Genomic DNA, 25,304 nt, shown 5'->3' on the forward strand with positions numbered 1-25,304 from the left:
ATAACCGAGATCCCCCATGTCAACGGAATCCCTTTCTGCCGGCGGCGTTGCCGCGCCCGCCAAACGGCACTGGCCCGCGCTGGCGGCGCTGCTGACCGGCAACTTCGTCACCATTCTCGACCTGTTCATCGTCAATGTGGCAATCCCGGACATCCGCGCCGGCCTGCACGCGAGTTTCGCGGAAATCCAGCTGGTGATGGTCGGCTACAGCGCGGCGTATGCGGTGTTCCTGCTCAACGGCGCCCGCCTGGGCGACCTGTTCGGGCGCAAGCGCATGTTTCTGGCGGGCATGGCGCTGTTCACGCTCGCCTCTGCGCTGTGCGGGCTGGCAACCACGCCCTGGATGCTGATTGCCATGCGCGTCGGCCAGGGCCTGGGCGCGGCCATCCTGATGCCGCAGGTGATGGCTTCGCTGCGCGTGCTGTTTGACGGCGATGCGCGGCGCCGCGCGTTCGGCACCATGGGCGCTGTGCAGGGCGTGGCGGCGTCGGTCTCGCAGATCATCGGCGGCTGGCTGATTGCGCATCCGCTGGCGGCCGGCGTGTCGGGCTGGCGCGCGGTGTTCCTGGTGAACGTGCCGATCGGCATTGCGGCGCTGCTGGCGGCCCGCGCCTTCGTGGCCGAATCGCGTGCGCCGGTGGCCGCGCGGCTGGACGTGCATGGCGCCGTGGCCGGCGCGGTGGCGCTGGCGATGCTGCTGGTGCCGATCATGCAGGGGCGTGAGTCCGGCTGGCCGTGGTGGTCGTGGGTGTTGCCGCTCGCCTCGTTGCTGGTGTTCCGCCACTTTGTGCGGGTGGAGCAGGCGCTCTCGGCGGCGGGCCGCGTCCCGATCATCGAAATGGCGCTGTTCCGCAACCGCAGCTTCGTGCTGGGCGTGCTGGCGATCTTCCTGTTCTACACGGCCATCAGCTCGTACTTCCTTGCACTGACGATCCTGCTGCAGTTCGGGCGCGGCCTGTCGGCGTTGGCCGCGGGGCTGGTGTTCACGCCGGCCGCCATGGCGTTCTTTACCGGCTCACTGACGGCGCCCCGCCTGGCTGAACGCATCGGGCAGCGCGCGCTGCTGCTCGGCGTGGCGATCTTCGCTGTGGGCATGGTCGTGCTGGCCACCATGGCGCAGGTCGGCGCGGACACCGCCTGGCTGATCCTGCCGCTGATGCTCAACGGCTTTGGGCAGGGCATGGTGATTCCGCTGTCGCTCAACACCATCCTGAGCGGCGTGGAAACCGCCCAGGCCGGCATGGGCGCCGGTACGGTCACGACCATGCAGGCCGTCGGCAACGCGGTGGGCGTGACGGTGGTGGGCGTGCTGCTGTTCTCGCTGCTTGGTCAGGTGGATGGGGCGGATGGTGCCGTAGCGGCGGACGCGGCCGCCCACGCCGCGCACTACGGCCACGCGTTCGCGCTGGCCACGCTTTACAACGTGGGGGCGACGGTGCTGTCGTTCGTGCTGTTCTGGCGCGCGTGGCGCCGGCGCGCCTGAGCCTTGCTTACTTGCGCACCCAGCCGCGCCGCACGCAGGGCGCCAGCAGCACGCCATGCAACGCCAGCCCCAGGCGGTGCAGCGGCTCCGACAGCGTATGCGCGACGCGCCCGCTGCACAGCCAGGCGCAGAAAGCCGACACGGCCGCCGCGCCCAGCATGTCGAACGGATAGTGCACGCCCAGGTAGATGCGCGCCCAGGCCATCGGCAAACCCAGCAGCGCCAGCAACACGCCCCCGCGCCGCAGGCGTGCGTTCCACATCAGGCTGAATGCCACCGTCCACAACGCGGTCAGGTGGTCACTGGGGAACGACGAATCCGGCGCGTGCGGCAGCAGATTGGTGCCCAGCGCAATCGCAAACGGCCTCGGGTGATACCACGCCTGGCCGAAGCCCACGTTGATCGACAGCGCCAGTGCAGCAGCCACGCCGGTCTGCAAGGCCTGGCGCCGCGTGGCCGGCTCGCCCCATAGCCAGCCGGCCACGAGCGTCAGTGGCACCAGCCAGATCGCGTATTCGGCAAAGGCCATCGCCAGCCAGACGGTGGTGGTCGAAGCGTCGGCCGGCGCGTTGATCCAGAGAAACAGCGTGTGATTGAGTGATTCCATACAGCGTTGGCCCAGGGCCCGGTTGATTCAATTGCAGCGATGCCCGGCCCACACTACGGAAGATTCCCTTCAATTGCCTTGGAGCGCCTGTCGATAAGCTGGGGCCATCCGCCTCAGGCCCGTCGTAACGATATTCCCAATCACTGCCTAGGCTTTTCCCGCCGACTGACGCTGCCTATGATGTAGGCACACCGACACACGAGCAGGTCGGATGGTCGCAATCTCAAACCCCGGGGGGTGGATGGAAAGTTTTCTGATTCAGCGGGCCACACGCCGGCAAGCCATGTTTGCCGGCGCAATTGCGCTGCTGATCCTGTTGACGCTGGCCGTGGCCGCCCCACGCGCAGGCCTGCAATGGCCGGCGATCAACCCGTTCATGCCGATGTGCGCCTTGACGGTGTTCACCACAGCCGGCATCGCGGCGTTTCTGCTGGGCGCGCAGTTCACTGTCACGCGGCAGCCGATGTTGGGCGCACTCGGCGGTGCCTATGCCTTTACCGCGTTGGCCGTCGCGCTGCAGTTGCTGACGTTCCCGGGCGTGTTCTCGCCCACGGGGCTGTTTGGCGCCCGCCCCACCAGTGCGGCATGGATGTGGGTGTTCTGGCACGGCGGCTTTCCGCTGTTCGTGATCCTGGCGGTGCTCCTGCGCGATCGGCTCTCGCGCGATGCCGTTGCTGCGGGGCGCGTGCGCCTGTGGGCCTGGCTGCTGATCGGCGGGCCGGTAGCGGTGGGAGCGCTGCTGGGTAGCTTTGTCGTGTTGACCACCCTGCCGCCGCCACTGCACGCCAGCAATGGCGACAACCCCGTCGCGGTCGTCCTGTGGGCCGTCAACGCCATTGCCGTGCTCACCGTGGTGGCCAGCGGCCGCCTGCGCGGGGTGCTCGACGTGTGGCTGGCCATTGCCGCGCTGGCCTGCCTGACCGACACCACCCTCAACCTGCTGAGCACCGACCGCTTTACGGTGGGCTGGTACGTCGCGCGCCTGTTCAGCATGTTCGCGCCCGGCGTACTGGTCTGCGTGCTGGTATGGGAAGTGACCGCGCTGTACCGGCGGCTGTTCGAGGCGCATGTCTCGCTGCGGCAGGCGTCCATGCGGGATGCGCTGACCGGCCTGTACAACCGCACCTACTTCAACGAGCAGATCGACAGCCACATCAGCGCCGCCCAACGCAGCGGCCAGCCGCTTTCGCTGGTGATGGTCGATGTCGACCACTTCAAGCGCTACAACGACGCCTTCGGCCACCTCAAGGGCGATGCCTGCCTGGCAGCCGTGGCGCACGCGCTGGCCGGCGTGGTGCACCGTCCAGCCGATTTCATTGCGCGCTACGGCGGCGAGGAATTCATCGTCGTCCTGCCCGACACCGATGCAAGCGAAGCGCAGGCCCTTGCCGAGCGCGCGCGTGACGCCGTGCTGCGCCTGCGCATCGAAGCCACCGCACCGTCGCGCTACGTGACCGTCAGCGCGGGCTGCGCCACGTCCGTGCCGGGCAACGGCGCCTTCTCCATCGACACGCTGGTCGAGACGGCCGACGCCGCGTTGTATCGCGCCAAGGCGGGCGGACGCAATCTGGTGATAAGCGCACACCCTCTGCCGGCCGCGCTCACGTAACGCACCTCAAACGAACAGGGCACTCCGGAGCGTTTGCCCTGCCCGTCTTGACTGTCTTCTCTATTTCTTCTGTATATAAAAATAGTAGTAGTAGATAACGGTGGATCGTTTCTGTGGACAGCTGCGGAAAACACTTTCGCGTCAACGGTTTGCGAACTGCACAACCCATCGGACAGCGTGTGCCGATGCGTGGATGACTCGTGCAGAGCGCGCTCCACCCTCTCGGCAACCACCCAAGTTATTCCCGTGCTGTGGACAACCTGACCCCGGACAGCCAACACAGTTGTCCCTGAAGTTCTTCACGTGCTTATCCACATATCCACATGTCCACAGTGGTAATCGGGACCATGCGCGCGATTACCGCTTCGGCGCCCACGCAAGCCGCGCCGGGAACGCCTCCACCAGCCAGTCAATGAAGACTCGCAGCCGATGCGTGACATGGCGCGTCTGCGGATAGACGACGTGAAACGGATAGGGCGCCGGGCGCCACGGCTTGAGGATCTCCACCAGCGTGCCGTCGTTGATTGGCGCTTGCGCCGCATAACCAAAGGTCTGCACGATGCCCAGACCCGCGAGACATGCGGCCAGATGCGCATTGCTTTCGTTCACGCCGATGCGGTGCTCGACCTTGATTTCGGTCTTTTCGCCATCGCGCTCGAAGCGAAACGGAACCGCCCGCCCCGTCTGGCTGAAGACGTAGCTCACCAGCCGGTGGCCGTTCTTCAGTTCATCGGGGTAGGCCGGCGTGCCGTATTGCTTGAGGTATCCGGGCGTGGCGCACGTGATCAGGGGCGCATCGCCGAGGTGGCGTGCGACCAGGGACGCGCTGTCCAGCGGGCCGCCCCGAATCACGCAGTCGACGTTGTCCGCGATCAGATCCACCGAGCGGTCTGATACGCCCAGGTCGATCCTGATCTCGGGATAGCGCGCAGCAAACTCGGGCAACAGAGGGATCAGCACGTCGCACGCAGTCGACCCGCCGACATCGATGCGCAACGACCCGCGCGGCCGCCCGCGGGCGACGCTGAACGACGCATCGATGTCTTCCAGGTCGCGCAGGATTCGCGTGCTCTTGGCGTAGTAGTCCTCGCCTTCGGGCGTGACCGTCACGCGCCGCGTCGTCCGCTGCAGCAGGCGCACGCCCAAGTGAGCCTCCAGCTCCTGCACCTGCTTGCTGACGGTGGCGATGGGCATGTCGAGCGAATCGGCTGCCCGCGTAAAGCTGCCCGCTTCCACCACCCGCGCAAAAGAGCGCATTGCCAGGAGTTGATCCATTCGAATGTCCGCACAAATTATCCACAAGTGTGGATAGTAATTCTATTTGCAGCGCTTTTTCGAAAAGTTTGCTGGCCCTAAAGTGCCTCCATGCCCAACGCGACGGCGCCACGTAAAGCGAAGCAAGGCATGAAAGAACCCGCCGCAAGGTCATTCATCCCAACCTGAAATCACGACATGGAGCACATCATGAGCAAGCAACTGGAAGGCAAGATCGCACTCGTCACCGGCGGCAGCAGCGGCATCGGCCTTGGCGCCGCCAAGGAACTCGCTGCCCAAGGCGCGCGGGTATTCATCACCGGGCGCCGCCAAGCGGAACTGGATGCCGCCGTCGCAGAGATCGGCGCGGGCGCCACCGCACTGCGCGCCGATGCATCGGTGTTGTCCGACCTCGACGCCGTCTATGCCCAGATCGCCAAGGTGGCCGGCAAGCTGGACATCCTGTTCGCCAATGCCGGCGGCGGCGACATGATGCCGCTGGGCGCCATCACCGAAGAGCACTTCGACCGGATTTTCGGCACCAACGTGCGCGGCGTGCTGTTCACGGTGCAGAAGGCGCTGCCGCTGCTGACCGACGGCGCGTCGATCATCCTGACGTCGTCCACGGTGTCCGTTCAAGGCACGGCCAACTTCAGCGTCTACAGCGCCAGCAAGGCGGCGGTGCGCAACTTCGCCCGCTCGTGGGTGATGGATCTGAAGGATCGCGGTATCCGCGTGAACGTGGTGAGCCCGGGCCCGATTCGCACGCCCGGCCTGGGCGGCCTGGCCTCGGATGAAACGCGCCAGGGCCTGTTCGACTTCCTCGCCGCGCAGGTGCCGCTGGGCCGCCTGGGCGAGCCGTCCGAAGTCGGCAAGGCCGTCGCGTTTCTTGCGTCGGACGCCGCCAGCTTTATCAACGGCATCGAGTTGTTCGTGGATGGGGGGATGGCGCAGGTTTGAGAAGCGGTAGCCGGAAGCGCCGGCGCGACCTGACAGCATCCGACGCGCCAGTTTGGCGTCGGGTGCTTGGCGAGCGGGTGTTGTCGCGCCGGCTCACGCCGAACGCGCCAGCCAGATCTTCTTGCGGTTCAGCAGCAGCGGAATGACACCGATGGCGATGCCGCCCATGCCCACGACGTTGGTGACCCAATCGAAGGTCGGGATGCTGTAGAGCGCGATGAAGAAAAGGAAGAGCCCGCTTGCCACCGGCCAGATGACATGCGTGATGGCCACCCACGGCCCCTGCGTGAGCACCTTCCGGTAGTACCAGCCGCAGGCCAACCCGGTGAGCCCTAGGTAGAAGCAGATCTGGAAACCGATGGCGGTAATTGAATCCTGCAGGATGACGTTGATTGTCGGCAGGTAAGACGACACGAACAGCAGCACAAGCCCCGTCAGCCAGATGAAGAAGATGGCGATGTGGGGCGTACGCCAGACCGGATGCAGACGTGCATAGCGCGCGTGGAGTGCGCCGTCGCGGCTCTTGGCAAACAGCGTGCGCGTGAACTGCAGCATCTGCGTTTCGACCGTGCCCACCGTGCTGAGCAACACCGCGACGATCGCGACGTAGCCCCACGTCGGTCCAAACAGCTTCTCGGCAATGGCGAAGATGATGTTCGTGTTGTAGTGCTGGATCTCGGCATCGGACAGGCCAAGCTGCGTGATGACGATGAAGACGAGGAAGAACGCCATCAGGAACACCATCGACCAGAACGCGGCACGGCCTGGCGTGCGGTTGGCGTCGCGCGTCTCTTCGCTGAGGTTCATCGTCACGTCCCAGCCGTAAAAGAAGAAGATCGCCACCAGCGCGCCGTTGGCGAACATCTTGGGCGTGAAGGCGAACGGCCAGAACCAGACCCACGAGAACGGATGCGCGGGCGCACGCGGAAACACGATGAAACTCGCGACGATGACCGCGAGCAGGATGACGCCCTCGACAATCGTCATCAGCACCTGCACGTAGCTGGTCAGTTTGATGCCCTTGACGACCACCACGCTGACAAACGTGAGCCATGCCGCCGCAATGAGCGTCACGTAGTGCACGTTGTTCATCATGGGCCGGTTAAAGATCAGCAGCGTGGCATTTGCCGCCGGAATCATGGCCGACACCATGAACACGCAGCACAGCACCAGCAGTGCCCAGCCGGCCAGGAAGCCCAGCGCCCGCCCGAATACCATGCTCACCCACGAATACGACGTGCCGGCACTCGCCATGGCGCGGTTCATGTTGATGAACGCGTACGCGATGCCAAACATGATCAGCCCGCACACCAGGATGCTCGCCGGCGACTGCGTGCCAGCCGTGCCGATGATGGTGGATGTCGTGATTTCGATGCTGTACGCCGGGGCAGTGCCGGCGATGCCCATGATCACCGATTCGACGATGCCCAGGGAATCGGCATTGAGCTTGGCTGGTTGGTCCATGGGTGCGCGACTCCCGGTTGGGATTGGGCGACGATAGCGCGATTTTTACCCTGCGCCGGATGTGCAGGCAATAGGGGCGTCTCTGGGGCGAGTCAGGGCCTGGGGCGGCGCAGGATTGGGCGGCCTACGTAGCCGATCTCCCCGCGCCGCAGGCGGCGCGGTGCCTATGGAGTCCGCTTCTGGTTTGCCCGGGCGTTCACATCCGGCGCCTTGGCCCCGGCGCCCGCGGTGGCGGACTCGTGAGCGTGCTGGCTTCCCGTGGGATCAGCAATTTGAAACGCGTTGCCCCGCTGCCAACCATTGGCTGCAGGATTGACCGGCGGCGCGGGAATATCCGCACGGTCCTTCTTCCGCTCGGCACTGTCGATGCCAATGCGCTTGTCTCGCTCGGCAACCATCGCTGCATTCGCCTGGCCCTCCCCCGTGAAACCCATCATCAATTGAGGGACGCCGAGCGGCAGTTGTTTGTCGAGATCGGTATGCCACGTGTGCCATGTCTTGCCATATGTGCCGACCAGTTTCTTCATCAGTTCTTTTTCTGCCGGCTCGGGAATCCCAGGCGCGACGAGCTGCCCGGATTTCACCTCCCAGACGTGGCTGTGCCACAAGGCTTTCTCTGCGGGAGGCAGCGTGGCGAACAGCTTTGCGCTGATGATGTATTCCACGCCCATCAACTTCGCATTCTTGACGTTGCCGTCGTAGATGGTGCATTGGGTGACATCCTCGTTGACGATCGCGCAGTAGTGATGCGCCTCCATCTGCACGTTCGGCCGGCCGTTATAGAAATGGAAGCCGTCCAAGTAAGCGTTGATGGCCTCGACGGGTGGCCTGTCCTGCAGCGCAGCGGCGCCTGCTTCCAGAACTTTCGTCTTTGAAGACTCGGCTTGCCCCGGCGCGCGGACATTCGATTGGGTATCGCTCTCACGATGACAACCGCTGACACCGAGCGCGGCAACGGCACAGACAAGGAGGACGTATCGCATGGCTTGCCCCGGGAGCATGTTGGATGCCCCCGCATCGCAAGACTTGCGCCCACGGGCACGGTGGGTGTACCCGCCCCCGCATGCTGCACGTGCGTCTGCTCACATTGGCGACTAAAACGGCATCCAAGGCAGGCGCCAGCCCGCTGCGGCCTGCATTCCTCAAGCCGTCGAAGCCCCAGGCAACGTGGGGCCGCGCTTTGCGCCACGGAACAGAAGGAGCGCCACGCCGAGCATGATTCCGACGTCTGCGACGTTGAATACACCGGTTCGCAACTGCCCGATGCCGATGTTCAGAAAATCAAAAACCCGGCCGTCGTAGACACAACGATCGAACAGGTTGCTGAGCCCTCCGCCCAGAATGCAGGCTGCCGCAATGACGTCCGTGCGGCCGAGCCTGGGCGTACGCAGCACCCACACGAACAGGCCGACCAGAATTGCCAGAACGCCATAGATGAAGACGACGTTGCGCGTCGCGTCCGACATTCCTGCGCCGAGGCTGAGGAACGCACCGTGGTTATAGGTAGGTAGAACCAGAAGGCTTCCTGAGAAGAATGACACGACCTCGCCGGGCGTCAGTATTTGCTTGAACAGAGCCTTCGTCGCCTGATCAATGACGATCCAGGCGAGCGCGCAAAGCAGCACAGTGGCAACGCGTTGTTTCGTCGTCATGCGAGAGGTCGTCATCTGTGGGCGGGCCCCCATTCTAGGCCGCAGAGCGCACGCTGGAAGGCAAACGCGAGCTGACGCCGATGCAGCATCGGCATGCCGTCTGACAAAAAAAGAGCCCCGGCCGGGACGGGTGGCCGGGGCTAGCTAGGACTGCATGGACGACTAGGGAGAGGGAGGAGCCTCCCCTTAAGTTGCCAGGGGCGGAGTCTATGGAAGGGGTCTTGCCGAGGCAACTCAACAATTCTCAGCGGGGATGGGCCCCTTCCCGGGAACGCGTCAGTCCATTGTGATTGGTTGCAGCGCCGTCAAAGCGCTCAACGATCCGACCGCTCAACCACGACCTCGCTCAACTGAAGCACCGGTGCGATGTCGGTGTAGTTGGCGATGTCGCCCAGGATCTCGGCGCCGTGTTCTTTCATGGCGGCCTGGAAGCCCTCGGCCGACTCGCAGATCAGGGCGCACATCGCAACGAAGGCGGGCGGCGTACCTGGCGCGCCGCCAGCCAGACCTTTTTCGACGGTGTAGTACGCGCAGGCATTGCCCAGCTTCGCCTTCACCATCGGCATGTGCCGGTCGCGGTAGTAGTCGTGGTCGAAGCGCGCGCCTTCGGTGTAGGGGTACATCACGGTCACTTTGATCATGTGGTCCTCCTTGTCGTCATCAGAGGCTGGAAGGATAGCGTGATACGGTCTGCGCCTGATCACGGGCGGTCGACCGGCAATGGCCGCCATCGCCTACGAGCATCCCGTTCGCAAAAGGAGTCCGCATGCCAGTTCACAAAGGCCCTACGTTCGACGGTCGAGATGTCTATATCGACTATCCCTTTGAGGAGGTGATGTTCCGATGGGAGCATCAGGCAAGGAAGATCTACGTTTGCTTCTATGGGGAGCGCGAATCCTCAGAACCCGTGCCGCATGACAACCGCCTCTTTAACGATGCGCTGCGGTACGGGGACGAAATTGATCGTCTGCAGTACGAGCGGATAGCGCGCGGCGGCAAGTAAGGTTTGGCTCCCGCCGCCGCTGAACAATCCATCTAAAAAATTAGCTTGCAATTCAATAGCGCGCTATATATATTCTCCTCCATGAACACACGCAAGCCTTCCCCCGCACGCCGCGACCTCGCCCTGGACGAGCAGCTCTGCTTTGCGCTGTACTCGACCATGATCGGGATCAACAAGGCGTACCGGCCGCTGCTCAAGGCGCTGGACCTGACGTACTCGCAGTACCTCGTCATGCTGGTGTTGTGGGAGCAAGACAGCCAGACGGTGTCGCAGATCGGCGAGCGGCTGTTCCTCGACTCCGCCACGCTCACTCCGCTGCTGAAGCGGCTGGAGGCATCGGGGCTGATCGAGCGGCAGCGCTCGGCCGAGGACGAACGACGGGTGATCATCTCGCTCACGGCGGCCGGCAAGGCGCTGGAGAAGCGGGCCGAGAAAGTGCCGACATGCATGGCTACGGCCATGGAGTGTGCGCCCGGCGAGCTGGAAGAACTGCGCACACAGTTGAATGCATTGCGAGGACGGCTCTTCAAGAACGCCGCCTGAGCACACACGTATCGCCGACGGGCGCCTGATCGCGCTCGTTTTTTTAAACTGATTAAGTAGCGCGCTATTTAATCGTAAGCAACTCGGCATCAGCCTCGACAGCCGATGCCTGCACCACCACCCCTCTCATAGGAGAACCACCATGTCGATCGAAAACATCCTCTACCGTGCCAATGCTCGTGCCACCGGCGGCCGCGATGGCCGCGCCACCACTGACGATGGCCGGCTCGACGTCCGCCTGACCACGCCCACCGAACTGGGCGGTGCCGGCGGCGAAGGCACCAACCCCGAGCAGCTGTTTGCCGCTGGCTACAGCGCGTGTTTCCTCGGCGCGATCAAGTTCGTGGGTGCGCGCGACAAGATCCGCGTGCCGGCAGATGTGTCCGTGCAGGGCAGCGTCGGCATCGGCGTCATTCCGAACGGCTTTGGCATTGAAGTCGACCTGAAGATCAGCCTGCCCGGCATGGACCCGGCTGAAGCGCAAACGCTCATCGACCGTGCCCACATCGTCTGCCCCTATTCGAACGCGACGCGCGGAAACATCGACGTACGCCTGAGCCTGATCTAAGCCGTACGCCCTTCCCCAACATTCCCACGACAACCCATTAGAGGCCCAGCCATGAACCGCATGACCAAATTTGCCGCCGGCACCCTGCTCTCTGTGGCAGCAAGCGTTGCCCTTGCTGCGGGCAGCCCAGGCGTGGAGCGCACCACCCAGGCATTCCTCGACGCCCTGGCCGCCGGCGGTGGACAGCCGCTGGAAACCCTGTCACCCGCCGATGCCCGCGCCGTGCTGGTGGGCGCGCAGGCCGCCGCAAAGGTGCCGCTGCCGCCCGCTGACGTCAGCCAGAAAACCATCACCGTGGACGGCAAGCCGATCAGCCTGACGATCGTGCGCCCGGCCGGCGCCAAGGGCACGTTGCCCGGCTTCATCTTCGTTCACGGCGGGGGCTGGGTGCTGGGCGACTTCCCCACGCACGAGCGCTTTGTGCGCGACCTGGTGGCCGACTCCGGCGCCGTCGCCGTCTTCGTCAACTACACGCCCTCGCCCGAAGCGCGGTATCCGGTGGCAATCAACCAGATCTACGCCGCCACAAAGTGGGTGGCAGAAAACGGTGCGCAGATCGGCGTAGACGGCAAGCGGCTGGCGATTGCCGGCAACAGCGTGGGCGGCAACATGGCGGCCGTGGTGGCCCTGATGGCCAAGGCGCACGGGACGCCCGGACTGCGCACGCAAGTCCTGTTCTGGCCGGTCACGAATGCCAGCTTCGAGAACGCTTCGTACGACGAGTTTGCGCAGGGGCACTTCCTGACCAAGCCGATGATGCAGTGGTTCTGGAACGCCTACACGACCGACCCGGCGCAGCGTCAGGAGATCTACGCATCGCCGCTGCTGGCCACGCCCGCTCAGCTGAAGGGGCTGCCGCCTGCGCTGGTGATTACCGCCGAGAAGGATGTCTTGCGCGATGAAGGCGAAGCGTATGCACGCAAGCTCGACGCGGCGGGTGTGGATGTGACCGCCACGCGCTACAACGGCATGATTCACGACTTCGGCTTGCTCAATGCGCTGGCCGGCGTGCCCGCAACCCGTGCAGCGCTGCATCAAGCCAGCGAAGAGCTGAAGGCGCGGTTGAAGTAATCGGGTGGGCGGGTTGGTTCACCGCCTTCGCCGCCTTCACGGTTCACTGGTCACCCAGCGATGCGCCCGCCCGTGCCTTGTGCACGTGGTGGGCGTATTGCGTTGTGTTTCCGTGTCCCCTTGTTCCGTTGCCGACCGACGAGGCCCAGCTTGGGCGTCCTCTGCAATGGCTTGCATGTTTCGAGCGTACCGATAACGTGCGCTCCTGACCGGAAGCGGTCGATCACGACGGCGTCTCGACGATGAACATCCGCGCTTGCTGGGCTTCCTGCCGCTCGGCCTTGATCGGCGCATAGGTCTCGGAATTGTAGAAAGCCAGCGCTTGCGCCAGCGTCGGAAACTCGAACACACCAGCCATCGGCAACGGATCTTCATCCCCCTCCAGAACCCGCGCGACAGGGCCGAAATGCAGGATTCGCCCACCCGCGTCTTGCAGCGCAGCCTGAAAGCGCGGAGCAAGCGCCGCCTGCTTGGCCGCGTCGATGATGCGTAGATTGACGTGTACGTATGCTGGCATTGTGGCTCCAAAATAATGCATATACAGTATTGATGCCAGGTGCGATTGTCAAACGGAGTAGACATGAAGGGTTTTGATCCAGAAGCTTTGAAGAACGTGGCAGCGGAGTGTCCGGGCTTCCAGGCACGCGCAACGGCGCGCGCGCTCACGCGTTACTACAACGCCTGTTTCAAGCCGCTCGGGCTCACGGCGGAGCAGTTCAGCCTCTTGGTTGGAATCGGTGAAGCCGAGGGCACGACGCTGGTCGAGCTGGCGGATAAGGCCGGGGTCGACCCCACGACCCTCAGCCGATCTGTCCAGAATCTGGAAAGCCGGGATTTGCTCCAGGCCACCGGCGGACGCGGCCGGGCTGGAAAGCAGTTGGCGCTCACGGCATCTGGGCGTCGGCTTGTCGCGGATGCGCTCCCGGTGTGGAGTGCGGCCAAAGCAGAACTTGCCGCTCAGATGGGCGATAAAGCGCTTCGTTCAGCAAGGCACGCAATGGCGAAACTGGCCAATGCTGCAGAAAACAGCTGCCCTATCGGCGTGTGCAGCGCATAGAGGACATTGCGAAGGCTTGCCGGAGCTTGGAGCCTCCGATGCCTTTGTCCATCGGCAAGCACGATGAAGATGCGCTCGCGAGCGATTAAACGCAGGCTGCAGGCGATGTACCAGTCGATCTATCTTGACTAGAATCCGGAGCGCAGAATTCGCGCCATGCTGGTGTAGAAGCAACGCCGATGTGTTTCTGCTTCTTAATATTCGCCGCCGCAGTCGCTCGACGCAGCGACTCCGTTCCCGCAACACAGGCCACCGCCGTGACACGTCGCGCCTGGAAGGCCTCTTCAACTGCCGCTCGTCATTCCCTCGTATGCAGCCTCGCCATTCCTTCTCCGCCTTCACAAGCACCATCGCCTCAAACGTCCTGCATGGCACGGCGCTGACGTTCGGTCTCGCGCTCACATTGCAGGCTGCCGCGCAAACGGGCGTGCCAGCGCTTCGGGTCGTGTCTGAGTTGAAAGACATTCGCATGAAGGCAGTTGCCAACCTGCCCAAGGCCGGCGGCGACGCCAGTGACCGCGACAGTTGCCCGCAACTTGTCATCAAGCCAAAGTCGCCAGCCGCGAAACAGGTGGCCGCGCAAGGCTGGGCGGTGATGGCCGATGTACCGCTTGGCGCCTATCGCGCTGTCAGCTTTGCCGGCCAGATGCAGGCCGCGACCAGCGGCACGTGCAACGTCACGCAAGGCAACGTAGCGGTGTTTCAGAACGACAAGCTCGTCGCGCTGGCCTACGGCAAATCAGCCGAAGACACCGCGATTGGCGCACTGACCCCGCTGGAAGGCGGCGCCGTGCGCGTGTGGGATGGCGACATTTCTCCCCTGCCCGTCGGCGACCTGCGCGTGGACAGCGATGGCACGCTGCGCCTGAGCAAGGTGGCCGACGACGATGCCGTCTGCCAGGGTCGCGCCCACGTGCCGAATGTCTACAACATGCCGATCGACAAAGCACGCAAGGCGCTCGCCGACAAGGGCTGGAAGCCTGTGAAGGGTGGCGCCAGCCCGGAGCCTCGCCAGGCTGCGCTGGTCAAGCGCGGCATCGGCGAGGCCAACTCCTGCGCCGGCACGGGCTTGGCCTATTGCGATTTCAACTACGCTGGCCCCGCAGGCAAGCTCACCTTGACCACCGTCGGCGAGGACGATCTCCCGCACGTGGCGGGGTACGACGTCAGGTGCCGCTGACTGTGGATCACGGCAACCCTTGTCTGGAGCAGAACGTACTGAAAGGGATGTGAAAAAAGCCCGCGTTGCCTCTCGGCTCGCGGGCTTTTTGTTGGAATCGAATCGCCATCGAAGAAAAATCCCTCCGATGCCTTGGCCGCCAATCATTCCGGCTTGGGCGGCGGCTCTCCGAGCTTGCGGTAACTCAGGATATCCGGCGAACCGGCGGGCGGCGGGTTCTGCTTCAGATCGGCGATGAGCGCGTTCATTTCGCCAATCTCCTTCACCTGCGCCCGAATGATTCCGTCCGCCAGCTTGCGTACGCGCGGGTCTTTAATGTGCGCGCGCTCACTGGTCATGATGGCGATGGAGTGGTGAGGAATCATCGCCTGCATGTACGACACATCCCCAACCGTCTGCTGGCTCCGAACCAGCCACAGCGCGCTGCAGAACACGACCGCACTCACAAGCAGGATCGCGACGTTCGCGGTGGCCTTGGCGTACATGCCCCACATGAACACGAGCATGATGGCGCTCATTGCCGCGCCCATGATCAGCGCCATCCACATGCGTGTCTGACTGAATAGAACGTGCTCGATCTCGTAGGTGTTCAAGTACATCAGACCGAACATGACGACCGTGGACACCACGATCATTGCTCCGAAACGGGCGTAGCTCATCTGTTCCCCCGCGCGTTGAACGAGTTGGCGGGGCGCGGTCATTGGCCCCGGACCATGCAGGCGCAGCATGCGGTATGCCTGTCGGGAGCATGTGTTGGGCAGCGCACGGAGCTATCGGATAGCCCGCCGCCGTCATGCGGGCGAACGCCTCTTATGCCTCTTCAAACAGGCGGAGCGCCATCAGGCCGTGTCCCATTGTTGCGCCCGCTCGAACCGCTGCTGCAATTGAAATCAATTCCGCAAGTTCTTCAGCAGTAACGCCGGCCTTTTTTGCTGCCTTCGTATGGACATCAAGGCAGTACGAACACTGCGTCGTCAGCGCAACGGCGAGCGAGATGAACTCCCTGACCTTGGGCGGAATGAGACCATCAGCGCGCTTCGCGGCATGATCGAAGGCCATAAAAGCGTTGCCTTCTTCCTTCGCAAGGGCAAGAAGCTTTGGAATGTTCTGGAAGTCTTTGGGCGACTGGTATTCACTCATCATTCATGCCTGCTGTTTTGGATTACCGATCATTTTCCGAATCCATTGCCGAATTCCAGTATCCGCTTGCGACAAGTTTCTCGCGCACCATGGATCGGGCACGATGCAGTCGGCTCTTGACGGCTTCAACGGTCACGCCTAGCTCGGCCGCCACTTCCGGTGCCGTCAGTCCATCGACATCCCGCAAGATGAGAACCTCGCGATAGTTCTTTGGAAGCGTCTGGATTGCGTTGGTGAGATCCGTTCGCAGATCTCTTGGGATCGTCGGTGCCTGAACAGCATCCAAATCGGCCTCGCACAAGGGAATGGACCCTTTTCCCCTGGTAAAGAATCGGTAGCATTCCCTTTCGACGATACGGAATAGCCAGCTCGCAAATGCCGCCGCCGTACGTAGCGCGCCAATTTTTCGAGACACCCGCCATAAGGCGATCTGCACGGCGTCTTCAGCGTCCTCGCTATTGGTGCACGTTCGTCGCGCAAACCGCTTTAGATCCGGCTGGCAAACCGTCAACAGTTGAGAGATTGCAGCCTCGTTGCCAGCGCAAGCCGCCTCAATAAGCGCATCAGACGGACGGATCATTTCAGTTCTTTATTGGCGTTCTTCCAACAAGCGCACAGGCCGGACAAAAGCCGACAACTGCTGTGCCCGCAAGAATTGCTGCGGCCGCGTAGCCGGCAATCATGCCCCACGGTGTCGTCGCCCACGTTGCTGTAGCAACGGCTGCGCAGAGCCCAAGGAAAGCGCGAATCAATCGCTGGGGGGTGGGCAGATTTCGCTTGAGATAGAACATAGGGACGCATCCTTCTGTTGTGCTGGTGACGGCTTCATAGAGGCACAGCCAGTGCAAAAGGATTCTTTTTTTTCTAGGTGTTTCGGGACTGGCGCACCATGGACCGCCCCTGCGCACCGCTCGCCATCGCCTCTGACGGTGATCGCGCGTGGCCGGACTCTCAGCGGCCGCGTGCGCCGTGAGGGGATACGTCGCACAAAGCCACTACAATAGCGCCCCTTTCGCAGGTGGCGCCCGCTCTGATATCCCGTGCGGGCGCATGCCTCCCGCTGCACTCCAGAAGCCACAATCCTATGATGTCAAACGCCTGCGGCGTCGATTTCGGCACGTCCAACTCCACCGTCGGCTGGCTGAGACCGGACGCACCCACCCTGCTGCCGCTCGAAGACGGCAAGGCCACGCTGCCTTCCGTCATCTTCTTTCACGCCGAAGACCCGACGGTCAGCTACGGCCGTGCCGCGCTGGCCGACTATCTTGCCGGCTACGAGGGCCGCCTGATGCGCTCGCTCAAGAGCCTGCTCGGCACGTCGATGATGGACGACAGCACCGAGGTCATGGGCCAGGCCATGCCCTTCCGCAAGCTGCTGGCGCATTTCATCGGCGAACTCAAGCGGCGCGCCGAGCATGCCGCCGGCCATGAATTCCGCCGCGCCGTGCTGGGCCGCCCGGTGTTCTTCATCGACGAAGACCCCAAGGCTGACCAGCTCGCCGAAGACACGCTGGCGGGCATCGCGCGCGACGCGGGCTTTGACGAGATCGCCTTTCAGTACGAGCCCATCGCCGCCGCGTTCGACTACGAAGCCGGCATCAGCGGTGAAGAACTTGTGCTGGTGGCCGACATTGGCGGCGGTACGTCGGACTTCTCGCTCGTGCGCTTGTCGCCCGACCGCGCGAAACGCCTTGACCGCCGCGACGACATCCTCGCCAACGGCGGCGTGCACATCGGCGGCACCGACTTCGACCGCGCCTTGAGCCTGGCCAGCGTGATGCCGCTACTGGGCCTGAACAGCACGCTGCGCAACGGCAAGGCGATGCCGTCCGGCCAGTATTTCGACCTGGCGAGCTGGCACACCATCAACCACGTGTACACGCGCAAGGCGTGGACGGTGGTGATGGACAATTACCGAGATGCCGCCGACACCGAAAAACTCGACCGCCTGATCCGCCTGATCCGCGAGCGCGCCGGCCACTGGCTGGCTATCCAGGTGGAAGCCGCGAAGATCGCGCTGTCAGACGCTCCGGTGGCGGAGATCGACCTGCACCGCATCGCACCCGAGTTGAAGCAGCCCGTCACGCGCGAGGATTTCGACCAGTCGATCGGGAAGCTGGTCGGCAAGACGGTCTCGACGGTGCAGGCCATGCTGAAGACGGCGGGCGTGGCAGCGGAAGCGGTCGATACCATTCTCTTTGCCGGCGGCTCCAGCGGGGTGCCGTTGCTGCGCGAGCAACTGGCGCAAGTGCTGCCGTCGGCGCGGCGGGTCGAGGGCGACCTGTTCGGCGGGATCGGTTCCGGCCTGGCGCGCGATGCGGCGCGCAAGTTTGGATGACGGGTTGAAAGGCGGGGCGGCGGGACGTTTCGAGCGTATCGAACCAGACCGCCCCGGCGCGCGGCAGGATGTCTCTAAAGGAAGACCAGATGAAGCTCCTAACCATCTCCGGCAGTGCCCGCCGCGATTCCGTCAACACGGCGCTACTGTTCGGCTTGAAAGACGTTGCCCCCGAGGGCGTTGAGCTGTCGGTATTCCATCGCCTCGACACCTTGCCGGTCTTTTCCCCTGACCTGGAAGGGCCACAGACACCAGCCGAAGTGCTGGAATTCCTGGCACTCGTGTCCGGATGCGACGGCATCATTATTGCCAGCCCCGAATACGTTCGCGCTATTCCGGGAGGGCTCAAGAACGTCATCGATTGGATGGTCTCGCGATTCGAAGTCATCGGAAAGCCCATTGCGCTCGCACATGCATCCCATCGTGGCGACGACATGCTCACATCGCTCCGGCTCGTGCTGTCCACTGTCAGCGATCAATTTCTCGAAGACGTGTTTTTGCGCATCCCGTTGATTGGGAAAACGCCAGACGAAATCAAAACCCTGCTGAAGCGGCCCGAGCGGCAAACCGAAATGCGCGGATTTCTGTCCGCTTTCGTGGCGGCGATTCGTGCTCGGTAGACAGCTTCAACAGCCAACGCCCAACAGCCACTCTGACCAGCTCAGGCATTCCCGCCCGTCATGGGAATGCATTTGGGGGGCTGACCGTCATCCCATGCGAGTGCTGCTGGGTCAACGCAAACAGCTCCCCGAGGCTTAGCCTTTCGTTCCAGATACGGCGAAACTCCAACCCATACCTCGCCTCGATATCCTTAGCCAAGGTTTCAAGCTCAAGCGCGTCAGGGGTCCATCGAGATGGATATAGCGCTCGATATATGGCCAGGATTTCATCGTCCGGCCGGAGCATCAGCTTTTGCCTGGCGGGCAGCGCGAACGCCCCTACGAACACGAGTAGGAATTCGCGAATCTCGAACTTTGAGGCAGACGGGAATGCTCGGCGCCAACTCGTTCCCTGACAGGTCCTGAGGCTAAACGGTTTAGGCAACCCCCATCCAACGAACGCGGACCATAGTGGGAGAAGCAGAAAAAGCGCGATAACGATGAATGTCGTCATGACTCTCCTTACCGCCATTTAAGGCTTGAACGATAGAGTGATTGCCGTGGGGCAGAACCGAGCACCGCCTTGGCTGCCGTCAGGCGTTGGTCGACCTTCGACACGAAGAGAACGCTTGGGCCACAGCCGGAACAGCAAGTCGCAGGTCGCTTCTCCGTTGCCGGTGTAAAGGTACACCCCCGCTGCGATTCGTCTCGCCTCGCCCGCTTCAGAGTAGATGCGATAGTTGGGGCCAAAGATGCGAAACCAGAAGCGTAGGCCCTTGTCGGACGTGGCTTCAACCAATGCCCGGTTGACAACACGTGCACGACTGAATGGTTCCCGCGCCGCAAAGATGTTATCGACGGTGGCGTATGCCTGCGGTTTGGCGCGCCATGCAGGTTCGTCAGCCTGTTCCGCATGCGCTGTAGCGCAGAGCGCCGAGGTCAATGCCATCAGGATGAAGGACGCAACCATCCGTGAGCGGCCGGCCAGCAGCTTGCTACATCCCAAACGATGCAAAAGGCCCGTCTTTTCCATGGCTTCCCCCCTTTTTTTGAGTGCATCTTACTCCGGCACCTCAGGGCGCAGCGTTGCCACTTTCCCTTCACGCTCTTCGTCTACGATCCCAGTTGCTGTGCAGAACAATCAGACCAACGTGAGCTTGGTAAAGACAGGGGGATTCATGCTGTATCGCGTGCAGACGCTTGCGTGCATCGTGCCATTTGTGTTGTTGGCTGGATGCGCCAGCCAGCGACCCACTCCGCCAGAAGCCGGTTCGCCGGCAACTCATCCACCGGCCATCGGATGCACGAATCCGTTGGTGGTCTATCCCGACGAAGCACGCCGAAAGCGCATGGAAGGAGCGGCTGTTGTGTGGGGGGTGATTGAACCGGATGGAAGCCTCTCCAACATTCACATCAAACGGTCTTCCGGCCATGCCCCGCTAGATGACGCTTCCGTGCAAGCTGTACGGTCAATGGCGTGCGCACCCTTTAAAGACCCCAAGACGGGTCAACCAATGCGCGTCCCCTTTTCCAGAGCGTTCGCGTTCGGCCTAGACCGTGATCCGCCGACGATGCCGTGAGTTGGTCGTCATGTCTGGACCGGAGCGGACAAATCGACCGGCGAATGCCCAGTTGCCCCTCCGATTTCACCCCGGCATTCCCGCCCGTCACGGGAATGCGTGCATCTCTTGTTATTGGCTATAGCCCCGCCGCTCTATGGCGGCTAGCACGTCCCACGATTGCGGATCGACATCGCGGCCCCCGAGCGACATCGATACGTACGCATCAATCGCATCCATAAAGCCTTTGATAAAAGCCGGCGGGAACGCGTGTGTGGAGAAGTGCTGAAGCTCCTCCCGCAGCATGCCCGGTCGGCATTGGCCGTGGCTGCGCATGGCGGCGCGGGTGCGCCTGAGATACGCCTGCGCTGCGATTGCGCCGTTCAGATAAGTACGGTTTTTTGTAAGCGTACCGGCGTCAGACGACGTGGGCGCGTGCGTGGGTGGTTCAGGTGGAGATGGATAAGACGCGGGGCGGTGCCCGCTTGGACCATTTGGCATAGAGCCTCCAGAGTGGTTGGAGGCCCGGCAACTCATCGCCAGACGAGGTGGCGGGCCTGACGGCGGGGCTGGCGAACCGGCTCTCTGGAGCACCGGCAGACCTTGCGGTCTCCCCACCCGGCCCGCCGTAGTGCGTGCGTGGGTGTGCGGAGCCGATGCGCGAAGCATCGTCTCTCCAGAGCCACCAGTGCAGGTCGCCAAACCCGGCTGCCGTTGGTGCAGCAGCGGAATGGATTATAGCGACGGGGGCAGCGGCGAAAGTTGGATTCTTGATTCGTCGGGCGCGACGGTCGGAAGGTCACGCTCCACTCTCTGACGGTGAAGCGTCAGGGTAAAACACTGAAGCTTCACCCTCAGACACTGGAGCTTCACCCTCAGACACTGGAGCGTCAGTGTCAAACACTGGAGCTTCACCCTCAGACACTGGAGCGTCAGTGTCAAACACTGGAGCTTCACCCTCAGACACCGGAGCGTCAGTGTTAAACACTGGAGCTTCACCCTCGGACACTGGAGCGTCAGTGTTAAACACTGGAGCTTCACCCTCGGACACTGGAGCGTCAGTGTCAAACACTGGAGCTTCACCCTCAGACACTGAAGCGTCAGTGTCAAGCACGGGAGTGTCGGGAGTGTCAGGATTGCTGACTGCCTAAGTTCGATGAAATCGAACTCGATCCATCTTGCGGCGGGAAAGCGACTCGAAGCCCAACCTGCACATGGCTCGCCGCACGATCGCTCGGCTTGATTGCTGTTCCCTGGCTAACTCGCCATACAGCAATTTCGTTGCGCATAGCCGCAACAATCAATGAGCAGAGAACAAAAATCTTTGGTCCAAAGGGCACCAAAACTACGCTATGCCCGTCGCCTAAGCCGCGCACCACAGATTCCAATGTTGCAAGCACTGAGGTAGGTGCACAGACGTCGTACTCAAGAACTCGGTTAGGTGGAATCTCCGACAATAACAGATCATTGGCTTTATCAACTTCAGCTTTGTACTCGACGACAGGCGATTTTGGTGTAAACGCCCACACCTCACCCGCCTGAAGGAACTCAACTACCCCTAGCGCCTGATCTTGTTCGTATCCGAGACCAAGAACCGCAGCAGTTGAAGAATATCCTCCTTGTGACCAGCCGGCGAACGCCCGATGCGCCGGGCCCACGACTGTGTTCGGCTGACGAATTGAATCCGGCTTTTCAAATTTTGCCAACGAGTATGCGAAATCGATTGTTAATCCAGCCCCAAGTGATTGAGAGAGTGAAAATAGCTCATGAACAATCGAGGCAAGCCGAAACCGACTGAAACAAGATACATCAACAAAAACCATTCGATGACTCTCTCCGTCGAGAGCCTTCAGGTGGCCACGAAGCACCTCTTCAAATTCACGATCCGATAGCCCATCCTCCACTCGCACGGAAGCATCTGAGAACGCACGCTTGTTCTCCTCATACGCGAGCTCACGTCCGTGGTCAAAACCTAGTGCCAACAGTGCTCGTGTTCGTTTGGCCACTGACGGCAGAAGATTCACAGCCCTAGACTCAAATCCGAGTGCGAATATAGATAGATCGTACTCAACATCTGATTCTTCGATCAAAGCAAGATTCGAAAACTTAGGTCGCTTCGAAGTCATGTAAATAAACCTAGTTGTTGGCTACCTTCCCGACTATCACCAGCTTGTGCTGGCAACGCAAAGTGCTCCAGCGGACCGAGTTGTTTTGCGAGGATTTTTGATAAGCTCCTTGCTTTCCCTCTTCGCATTGGGAGGTTAAAGTGCGGAGCGAGCAAGTGCACAAGCCGAAATGTTCGGCCAACGGGAGACGCTACGGTGAAGTTCACGTCTTCATCATTGAAGATGACAATAGCGCCAATGTTTAGCGCGGCCATCACGAGCCGCTGAATCGGTTCCGGCGTTCCCTCGTCGACAGTGAATGCTAGTACCGGGTCAGCAGTAAAGATCCTACCTAATGCACCCTGCTCAAAATGCTTCGCCAGGGTCTTGATCAAGTCGTATAGGCTAATAAGTTGGACTGCTCCCTCGTCGGCCTTGTCGACCGGTATCGCATTGATCCAAGCTAGGAATTTTTTTGCTGAGGTTTCTAGCTCCTGGGTCTGCTGCTCCCGAGTGAGCTCCTTCCCGCTGGGGCTTAGCCTCCACCGCAAGAGAAGCCTGGACGCAATTCCGCTGAACCACCGTGGATTCCCTTCCGTAGCAGTGCATATTGCCTCCCATCCGGAGAAGACATCAGGTGGTGCGCGTTTCAGGCTCTTTCGAATCGGCACGCCGGAGGAGTCCCTAGAACTAGTTAGGTACGCATTTCTAAAACCAACAAGAGGGGCAACCTTGCGGACCACCGAGTTCATCTTCTCCCGTGGTGTTGCATCAAGGGATGCTGCTTTTACGCCATTGCGGCGAAGGTATTCTGCAAAAGACGGATCTTTCTTCTCGAGCTCAAGGAAATCCGATCTCCAACTGCCGGCCATCTGCCCTTGATACCGCCGGCGCCCATGGCTACTCTCTTGGTTAGAGTACTGAAACCGAGACCTTTGCAACAAGACATACGGCGGTAGATGCTTTGCGTCCGTACCAGCCGAGTGCTTGTCCCATAAACGCAGGCAAAACTGCTCGCGCTCACGCTGGTCAGTAAACCACAGTGGTATAGCGTCGTAATCATTGCCGGCAGAAGCCGCTCCTTCGGAATTTAACAAACTGGACGCATCATTCGATGGGCTGATTGCCAGCTTGAAAATAAATCGTTGATCCGTGGAGCGCAAATAGCGAAATAGATCTTGCTGAATAGCTTGAGGCGCAATCTCCAATTCATCAAAGCACAAAGCCCAGCGAGCGGAGTAAAGTCCTGTTATCGCGATAAATTGCTCTGCGATTTCCCGAGCAACGCCAAGCAGGTTCATTCCTAGAAGACGAACCATGTATGGAGACAATTGCTTTTGGAGCTTAGTTTCACCGAGCTGGTTAAGCTCTTCGACTAATGAAACCTTTAGGCCGTCAAGTGATGGAACGCCCAATGATAGGCCCCAACTTTTAGCAAGAGCAATGCAAAGAGCAATTTCTTTCTCTTTTGATAACTCTACTCTTGTAGATGCCTCGCCATTGTCCACTCGTGGACGATCCCGGGTCAGTTGGAGGATGCAGGCAACGAACGCTTCTCTGAAGTGCGACAAAAACACCGCCTTCGAGAACTTCCCATCGCTTTCTTCTCCGAGACTTTCTGCTTTTTGGTCGACTTGCACCTTCCAATTGACGTCAGCCGGCGTGAATACCCCCCAATAGTCGATGTTGACACGCGCCCGATCAGCCTCCTCCCCTTGCCAAGCGGCCAGCGCCTTGGGTTGTAGCATTTTAAGAAGATGTGTTTTACCGCTTCCTCTGGGGCCAATAAGAAGCGAGTTCCTCAAGGCTATCAATTCCCAGAACTTCCCTGATGGGACAAACTGGCGGGCAACTTCCTCAGGATTGATGTGACGCGCGTTGTAGGCGCCAAAGAACGGGGACGATGCAGTCTCTCGAGTCATGCTGACCTCCCCACCTGCGTCAGCATTCCCTCTCGATCACGATGCAGCTTGATGTTCATCGCCTCAAGCAATTTTTCGACTTGGCTAAGGTGAGTAGGGGTCATGAAATTCACGTCTGGAACCCTTTCTGCAACCTCCTCCCAGCTCTTATAGTCGGGCGTCTTGTCCAGTATCTGCGCAATTTTTTCAGCTAGAGCTCGTGGCTGAAATTGCGAGCCAAATCCGCATTGGGGGGGAAACCCCTCTTCGTCATTCTGAATTGGCCGTTTTTGCCATCCTCCGGTGATGGTCCAACTCCAAGTTTCAATGGTTCCTGTTAGAGGCTGCGGCACGGAATGATCGACGATGATCTCGAGAATATGGAATTGATTGAGCTTCCCAGGAATTTGACCAGAGAAACTTGATGCGCCCACTACAACGCAGTCCGGATCCCTGGAATGCTCAAGATTTGGGATATGTCGATGCCCATGCAAAACAAGCCATGGTGAAGCTGTTGTACTTGTTAACATACTCAGCAGTTCACCCCCCTTTTGCATGAACTCCGCGTCAGGAGCACTTTGCCAAAGGCCTTTCAGCGGGCGTACATGGTGATGGCACAGTAAGACGTTTAGATCAACTTGCTCCTCAACCGCCAGCTTTCGTCGGATCGCATCAATCGTTCGCCTTGATACCCTGCCGTGTGCTTCTTCCCCCGCGCTCCCGCCATGGTACGCGCTTGTGTTTAGGACAAGAAAGCGCACGCCTTGCAGGGGCTCTAAGAAGGCGAAATTACGTGCCCAGAATTGATTTGTCAGCTCATCGCTCACAAATGGAAATTGCGGTTGGACAGTCTGAAGAGCACCCTTCGGGTCGGGATCTTCCGCTGAGTCGATGTGCCTTGAATTCAGATCATGATTACCGCAGGTCGCGATAAGTTGGGTCGCCCCCAGAGATTCTTTCAAGGCATTCAGTCGACCCCATGCGTACTGAAATCCTCGGAAATCTGCTTTATCGCAAATATCACCAGCACATATAAGGAAATTGACATTCAGCGCCTCGCGCTTAATCAAATCCTCTAAGTTTCCGAAGGGATCGGGGTCTGAAACCCCCTGAGTTGTTGGCAGATATGAAACGGCGGAGCGACCGGCTTCCGGATGGTAGGCATGCAGATCACTGAGCAAGGCAAGGCGCACGCGAAGAGCTGACATATC

At 61.1% G+C, this 25,304-nt stretch carries 28 protein-coding genes; 12 read left to right on the forward strand and 16 right to left on the reverse strand.

Annotated elements, in window-relative coordinates:
- Window positions 1-16 precede the first annotated feature (16 nt).
- Window positions 17-1,483, forward strand: coding sequence for an MFS transporter (locus tag R2669_RS21945; RefSeq protein WP_316902028.1), 1,467 nt, complete (start codon window positions 17-19; stop codon window positions 1,481-1,483).
- 7 nt (window positions 1,484-1,490) lie between these two features.
- Here R2669_RS21945 and R2669_RS21950 read toward each other — a convergent pair whose 3' ends face one another.
- Complete coding sequence (locus tag R2669_RS21950) at window positions 1,491-2,090, reverse strand: undecaprenyl-diphosphatase (RefSeq protein ID WP_316891692.1); 600 nt, start codon at window positions 2,088-2,090, stop codon at window positions 1,491-1,493.
- A 241-nt stretch (window positions 2,091-2,331) separates the two neighbouring features.
- Between R2669_RS21950 and R2669_RS21955 the strand changes: the two genes are divergently transcribed.
- Window positions 2,332-3,699: a GGDEF domain-containing protein gene (locus tag R2669_RS21955; RefSeq protein ID WP_147215536.1), complete on the forward strand. Its 1,368-nt coding sequence runs from the start codon at window positions 2,332-2,334 to the stop codon at window positions 3,697-3,699.
- 357 nt (window positions 3,700-4,056) lie between these two features.
- Here R2669_RS21955 and R2669_RS21960 read toward each other — a convergent pair whose 3' ends face one another.
- Window positions 4,057-4,974, reverse strand: coding sequence for a LysR family transcriptional regulator (locus R2669_RS21960; RefSeq protein ID WP_147215538.1), 918 nt, complete (start codon window positions 4,972-4,974; stop codon window positions 4,057-4,059).
- Window positions 4,975-5,163: 189 nt separating this feature from the next.
- Here R2669_RS21960 and R2669_RS21965 point away from each other — a divergent pair, with 189 nt between their 5' ends.
- Window positions 5,164-5,913, forward strand: coding sequence for an SDR family oxidoreductase (locus tag R2669_RS21965; RefSeq protein WP_316902029.1), 750 nt, complete (start codon window positions 5,164-5,166; stop codon window positions 5,911-5,913).
- Between the two features lie 93 nt (window positions 5,914-6,006).
- Here R2669_RS21965 and R2669_RS21970 read toward each other — a convergent pair whose 3' ends face one another.
- From R2669_RS21970 to R2669_RS21985, 4 genes are all read right to left on the reverse strand, one after another.
- On the reverse strand, window positions 6,007-7,377 hold the full coding sequence (locus tag R2669_RS21970; protein ID WP_147215540.1) for an APC family permease: 1,371 nt from the start codon (window positions 7,375-7,377) through the stop codon (window positions 6,007-6,009).
- A gap of 164 nt (window positions 7,378-7,541) precedes the next feature.
- Window positions 7,542-8,360, reverse strand: coding sequence for an OBAP family protein (locus R2669_RS21975; RefSeq protein WP_316902030.1), 819 nt, complete (start codon window positions 8,358-8,360; stop codon window positions 7,542-7,544).
- Between the two features lie 159 nt (window positions 8,361-8,519).
- Window positions 8,520-9,029, reverse strand: a complete 510-nt coding sequence (gene lspA / locus R2669_RS21980) for a signal peptidase II (protein ID WP_316891698.1) — start codon at window positions 9,027-9,029, stop codon at window positions 8,520-8,522.
- Between the two features lie 314 nt (window positions 9,030-9,343).
- The gene (locus tag R2669_RS21985; protein ID WP_316891699.1) at window positions 9,344-9,670 is read right to left on the reverse strand and encodes an EthD family reductase; all 327 of its coding nucleotides are present in this window, start codon (window positions 9,668-9,670) and stop codon (window positions 9,344-9,346) included.
- Between the two features lie 125 nt (window positions 9,671-9,795).
- On the opposite strand from R2669_RS21985, the gene R2669_RS21990 reads away from it, so the two are divergent.
- The 4 genes from R2669_RS21990 (at window position 9,796) to R2669_RS22005 (ending at window position 12,214) form a co-directional block, all read left to right on the forward strand.
- A complete protein-coding gene (locus tag R2669_RS21990) occupies window positions 9,796-10,032 on the forward strand; it encodes a hypothetical protein (protein WP_316877075.1) in 237 nt (78 codons plus the stop codon).
- A gap of 81 nt (window positions 10,033-10,113) precedes the next feature.
- A complete protein-coding gene (locus tag R2669_RS21995) occupies window positions 10,114-10,575 on the forward strand; it encodes a MarR family winged helix-turn-helix transcriptional regulator (protein ID WP_316891701.1) in 462 nt (153 codons plus the stop codon).
- Between the two features lie 142 nt (window positions 10,576-10,717).
- Window positions 10,718-11,143 carry an organic hydroperoxide resistance protein gene (locus tag R2669_RS22000; protein ID WP_147215554.1) on the forward strand — a complete coding sequence of 142 codons (426 nt, stop codon included), beginning with the start codon at window positions 10,718-10,720 and terminating at the stop codon, window positions 11,141-11,143.
- A gap of 51 nt (window positions 11,144-11,194) precedes the next feature.
- On the forward strand, window positions 11,195-12,214 hold the full coding sequence (locus R2669_RS22005) for an alpha/beta hydrolase (RefSeq protein ID WP_316902031.1): 1,020 nt from the start codon (window positions 11,195-11,197) through the stop codon (window positions 12,212-12,214).
- A gap of 223 nt (window positions 12,215-12,437) precedes the next feature.
- On the opposite strand, the gene R2669_RS22010 is transcribed toward R2669_RS22005, so the two are convergent.
- A complete protein-coding gene (locus R2669_RS22010) occupies window positions 12,438-12,731 on the reverse strand; it encodes a DUF1330 domain-containing protein (protein WP_316902032.1) in 294 nt (97 codons plus the stop codon).
- A gap of 63 nt (window positions 12,732-12,794) precedes the next feature.
- Between R2669_RS22010 and R2669_RS22015 the strand changes: the two genes are divergently transcribed.
- Complete coding sequence (locus R2669_RS22015) at window positions 12,795-13,271, forward strand: MarR family winged helix-turn-helix transcriptional regulator (protein ID WP_316891706.1); 477 nt, start codon at window positions 12,795-12,797, stop codon at window positions 13,269-13,271.
- A gap of 469 nt (window positions 13,272-13,740) precedes the next feature.
- Window positions 13,741-14,451 (forward strand): PASTA domain-containing protein, encoded by a 711-nt coding sequence (locus R2669_RS22020; protein ID WP_316902033.1) that lies wholly within the window; start codon window positions 13,741-13,743, stop codon window positions 14,449-14,451.
- A 143-nt stretch (window positions 14,452-14,594) separates the two neighbouring features.
- Here R2669_RS22020 and R2669_RS22025 read toward each other — a convergent pair whose 3' ends face one another.
- The 4 genes from R2669_RS22025 to R2669_RS22040 form a co-directional block, all read right to left on the reverse strand.
- The gene (locus R2669_RS22025) at window positions 14,595-15,179 is read right to left on the reverse strand and encodes a DUF305 domain-containing protein (protein ID WP_316902034.1); all 585 of its coding nucleotides are present in this window, start codon (window positions 15,177-15,179) and stop codon (window positions 14,595-14,597) included.
- A gap of 82 nt (window positions 15,180-15,261) precedes the next feature.
- On the reverse strand, window positions 15,262-15,594 hold the full coding sequence (locus R2669_RS22030; RefSeq protein ID WP_316891710.1) for a carboxymuconolactone decarboxylase family protein: 333 nt from the start codon (window positions 15,592-15,594) through the stop codon (window positions 15,262-15,264).
- Window positions 15,595-15,613: 19 nt separating this feature from the next.
- On the reverse strand, window positions 15,614-16,171 hold the full coding sequence (locus R2669_RS22035) for an RNA polymerase sigma factor (protein WP_316902036.1): 558 nt from the start codon (window positions 16,169-16,171) through the stop codon (window positions 15,614-15,616).
- A gap of 1 nt (window position 16,172) precedes the next feature.
- The gene (locus R2669_RS22040; RefSeq protein WP_316902038.1) at window positions 16,173-16,382 is read right to left on the reverse strand and encodes a YgaP-like transmembrane domain; all 210 of its coding nucleotides are present in this window, start codon (window positions 16,380-16,382) and stop codon (window positions 16,173-16,175) included.
- Between the two features lie 293 nt (window positions 16,383-16,675).
- Between R2669_RS22040 and R2669_RS22045 the strand changes: the two genes are divergently transcribed.
- Together R2669_RS22045 and R2669_RS22050 are read left to right on the forward strand one after the other, a co-directional pair.
- Window positions 16,676-17,929 carry an Hsp70 family protein gene (locus tag R2669_RS22045; protein ID WP_316902039.1) on the forward strand — a complete coding sequence of 418 codons (1,254 nt, stop codon included), beginning with the start codon at window positions 16,676-16,678 and terminating at the stop codon, window positions 17,927-17,929.
- Window positions 17,930-18,018: 89 nt separating this feature from the next.
- Complete coding sequence (locus R2669_RS22050; RefSeq protein ID WP_316902041.1) at window positions 18,019-18,549, forward strand: NADPH-dependent FMN reductase; 531 nt, start codon at window positions 18,019-18,021, stop codon at window positions 18,547-18,549.
- A 511-nt stretch (window positions 18,550-19,060) separates the two neighbouring features.
- On the opposite strand, the gene R2669_RS22055 is transcribed toward R2669_RS22050, so the two are convergent.
- Complete coding sequence (locus R2669_RS22055; protein WP_316902043.1) at window positions 19,061-19,561, reverse strand: hypothetical protein; 501 nt, start codon at window positions 19,559-19,561, stop codon at window positions 19,061-19,063.
- A 145-nt stretch (window positions 19,562-19,706) separates the two neighbouring features.
- Here R2669_RS22055 and R2669_RS24850 point away from each other — a divergent pair, with 145 nt between their 5' ends.
- Window positions 19,707-20,108: an energy transducer TonB gene (locus R2669_RS24850; protein WP_430708836.1), complete on the forward strand. Its 402-nt coding sequence runs from the start codon at window positions 19,707-19,709 to the stop codon at window positions 20,106-20,108.
- A 111-nt stretch (window positions 20,109-20,219) separates the two neighbouring features.
- Here R2669_RS24850 and R2669_RS22060 read toward each other — a convergent pair whose 3' ends face one another.
- From R2669_RS22060 to R2669_RS22075, 4 genes are all read right to left on the reverse strand, one after another.
- Window positions 20,220-20,588, reverse strand: a complete 369-nt coding sequence (locus tag R2669_RS22060) for a hypothetical protein (protein ID WP_316902044.1) — start codon at window positions 20,586-20,588, stop codon at window positions 20,220-20,222.
- Window positions 20,589-21,217: 629 nt separating this feature from the next.
- Window positions 21,218-22,213: a hypothetical protein gene (locus R2669_RS22065; RefSeq protein WP_316902046.1), complete on the reverse strand. Its 996-nt coding sequence runs from the start codon at window positions 22,211-22,213 to the stop codon at window positions 21,218-21,220.
- A complete protein-coding gene (locus R2669_RS22070; RefSeq protein WP_316902047.1) occupies window positions 22,210-24,114 on the reverse strand; it encodes an ORC-CDC6 family AAA ATPase in 1,905 nt (634 codons plus the stop codon). Before R2669_RS22070 ends, R2669_RS22065 begins: the two co-directional genes overlap by 4 nt.
- Window positions 24,111-25,301 carry a metallophosphoesterase family protein gene (locus R2669_RS22075; RefSeq protein ID WP_316902048.1) on the reverse strand — a complete coding sequence of 397 codons (1,191 nt, stop codon included), beginning with the start codon at window positions 25,299-25,301 and terminating at the stop codon, window positions 24,111-24,113. Before R2669_RS22075 ends, R2669_RS22070 begins: the two co-directional genes overlap by 4 nt.
- Between the last annotated feature and the right edge of the window lie 3 nt (window positions 25,302-25,304).

This window comes from Ralstonia edaphi (assembly GCF_958350185.1).
Lineage (GTDB): Bacteria > Pseudomonadota > Gammaproteobacteria > Burkholderiales > Burkholderiaceae > Ralstonia > Ralstonia edaphi.

What these genes read in the sequence shown, in the direction of transcription:
- R2669_RS21945 (WP_316902028.1), top strand. Translation starts at nt 17, where the DNA reads ATGTCAACGGAATCCCTTTCTGCCGGCGGCGTTGCCGCGCCCGCCAAA.
- R2669_RS21950 (WP_316891692.1), bottom strand. Translation starts at nt 2,090, where the DNA reads ATGGAATCACTCAATCACACGCTGTTTCTCTGGATCAACGCGCCGGCC.
- R2669_RS21955 (WP_147215536.1), top strand. Translation starts at nt 2,332, where the DNA reads ATGGAAAGTTTTCTGATTCAGCGGGCCACACGCCGGCAAGCCATGTTT.
- R2669_RS21960 (WP_147215538.1), bottom strand. Translation starts at nt 4,974, where the DNA reads ATGGATCAACTCCTGGCAATGCGCTCTTTTGCGCGGGTGGTGGAAGCG.
- R2669_RS21965 (WP_316902029.1), top strand. Translation starts at nt 5,164, where the DNA reads ATGAGCAAGCAACTGGAAGGCAAGATCGCACTCGTCACCGGCGGCAGC.
- R2669_RS21970 (WP_147215540.1), bottom strand. Translation starts at nt 7,377, where the DNA reads ATGGACCAACCAGCCAAGCTCAATGCCGATTCCCTGGGCATCGTCGAA.
- R2669_RS21975 (WP_316902030.1), bottom strand. Translation starts at nt 8,360, where the DNA reads ATGCGATACGTCCTCCTTGTCTGTGCCGTTGCCGCGCTCGGTGTCAGC.
- lspA (WP_316891698.1), bottom strand. Translation starts at nt 9,029, where the DNA reads ATGACGACGAAACAACGCGTTGCCACTGTGCTGCTTTGCGCGCTCGCC.
- R2669_RS21985 (WP_316891699.1), bottom strand. Translation starts at nt 9,670, where the DNA reads ATGATCAAAGTGACCGTGATGTACCCCTACACCGAAGGCGCGCGCTTC.
- R2669_RS21990 (WP_316877075.1), top strand. Translation starts at nt 9,796, where the DNA reads ATGCCAGTTCACAAAGGCCCTACGTTCGACGGTCGAGATGTCTATATC.
- R2669_RS21995 (WP_316891701.1), top strand. Translation starts at nt 10,114, where the DNA reads ATGAACACACGCAAGCCTTCCCCCGCACGCCGCGACCTCGCCCTGGAC.
- R2669_RS22000 (WP_147215554.1), top strand. Translation starts at nt 10,718, where the DNA reads ATGTCGATCGAAAACATCCTCTACCGTGCCAATGCTCGTGCCACCGGC.
- R2669_RS22005 (WP_316902031.1), top strand. Translation starts at nt 11,195, where the DNA reads ATGAACCGCATGACCAAATTTGCCGCCGGCACCCTGCTCTCTGTGGCA.
- R2669_RS22010 (WP_316902032.1), bottom strand. Translation starts at nt 12,731, where the DNA reads ATGCCAGCATACGTACACGTCAATCTACGCATCATCGACGCGGCCAAG.
- R2669_RS22015 (WP_316891706.1), top strand. Translation starts at nt 12,795, where the DNA reads ATGAAGGGTTTTGATCCAGAAGCTTTGAAGAACGTGGCAGCGGAGTGT.
- R2669_RS22020 (WP_316902033.1), top strand. Translation starts at nt 13,741, where the DNA reads ATGAAGGCAGTTGCCAACCTGCCCAAGGCCGGCGGCGACGCCAGTGAC.
- R2669_RS22025 (WP_316902034.1), bottom strand. Translation starts at nt 15,179, where the DNA reads ATGCTGCGCCTGCATGGTCCGGGGCCAATGACCGCGCCCCGCCAACTC.
- R2669_RS22030 (WP_316891710.1), bottom strand. Translation starts at nt 15,594, where the DNA reads ATGATGAGTGAATACCAGTCGCCCAAAGACTTCCAGAACATTCCAAAG.
- R2669_RS22035 (WP_316902036.1), bottom strand. Translation starts at nt 16,171, where the DNA reads ATGATCCGTCCGTCTGATGCGCTTATTGAGGCGGCTTGCGCTGGCAAC.
- R2669_RS22040 (WP_316902038.1), bottom strand. Translation starts at nt 16,382, where the DNA reads ATGTTCTATCTCAAGCGAAATCTGCCCACCCCCCAGCGATTGATTCGC.
- R2669_RS22045 (WP_316902039.1), top strand. Translation starts at nt 16,676, where the DNA reads ATGATGTCAAACGCCTGCGGCGTCGATTTCGGCACGTCCAACTCCACC.
- R2669_RS22050 (WP_316902041.1), top strand. Translation starts at nt 18,019, where the DNA reads ATGAAGCTCCTAACCATCTCCGGCAGTGCCCGCCGCGATTCCGTCAAC.
- R2669_RS22055 (WP_316902043.1), bottom strand. Translation starts at nt 19,561, where the DNA reads ATGGAAAAGACGGGCCTTTTGCATCGTTTGGGATGTAGCAAGCTGCTG.
- R2669_RS24850 (WP_430708836.1), top strand. Translation starts at nt 19,707, where the DNA reads ATGCTGTATCGCGTGCAGACGCTTGCGTGCATCGTGCCATTTGTGTTG.
- R2669_RS22060 (WP_316902044.1), bottom strand. Translation starts at nt 20,588, where the DNA reads ATGCCAAATGGTCCAAGCGGGCACCGCCCCGCGTCTTATCCATCTCCA.
- R2669_RS22065 (WP_316902046.1), bottom strand. Translation starts at nt 22,213, where the DNA reads ATGACTTCGAAGCGACCTAAGTTTTCGAATCTTGCTTTGATCGAAGAA.
- R2669_RS22070 (WP_316902047.1), bottom strand. Translation starts at nt 24,114, where the DNA reads ATGACTCGAGAGACTGCATCGTCCCCGTTCTTTGGCGCCTACAACGCG.
- R2669_RS22075 (WP_316902048.1), bottom strand. Translation starts at nt 25,301, where the DNA reads ATGTCAGCTCTTCGCGTGCGCCTTGCCTTGCTCAGTGATCTGCATGCC.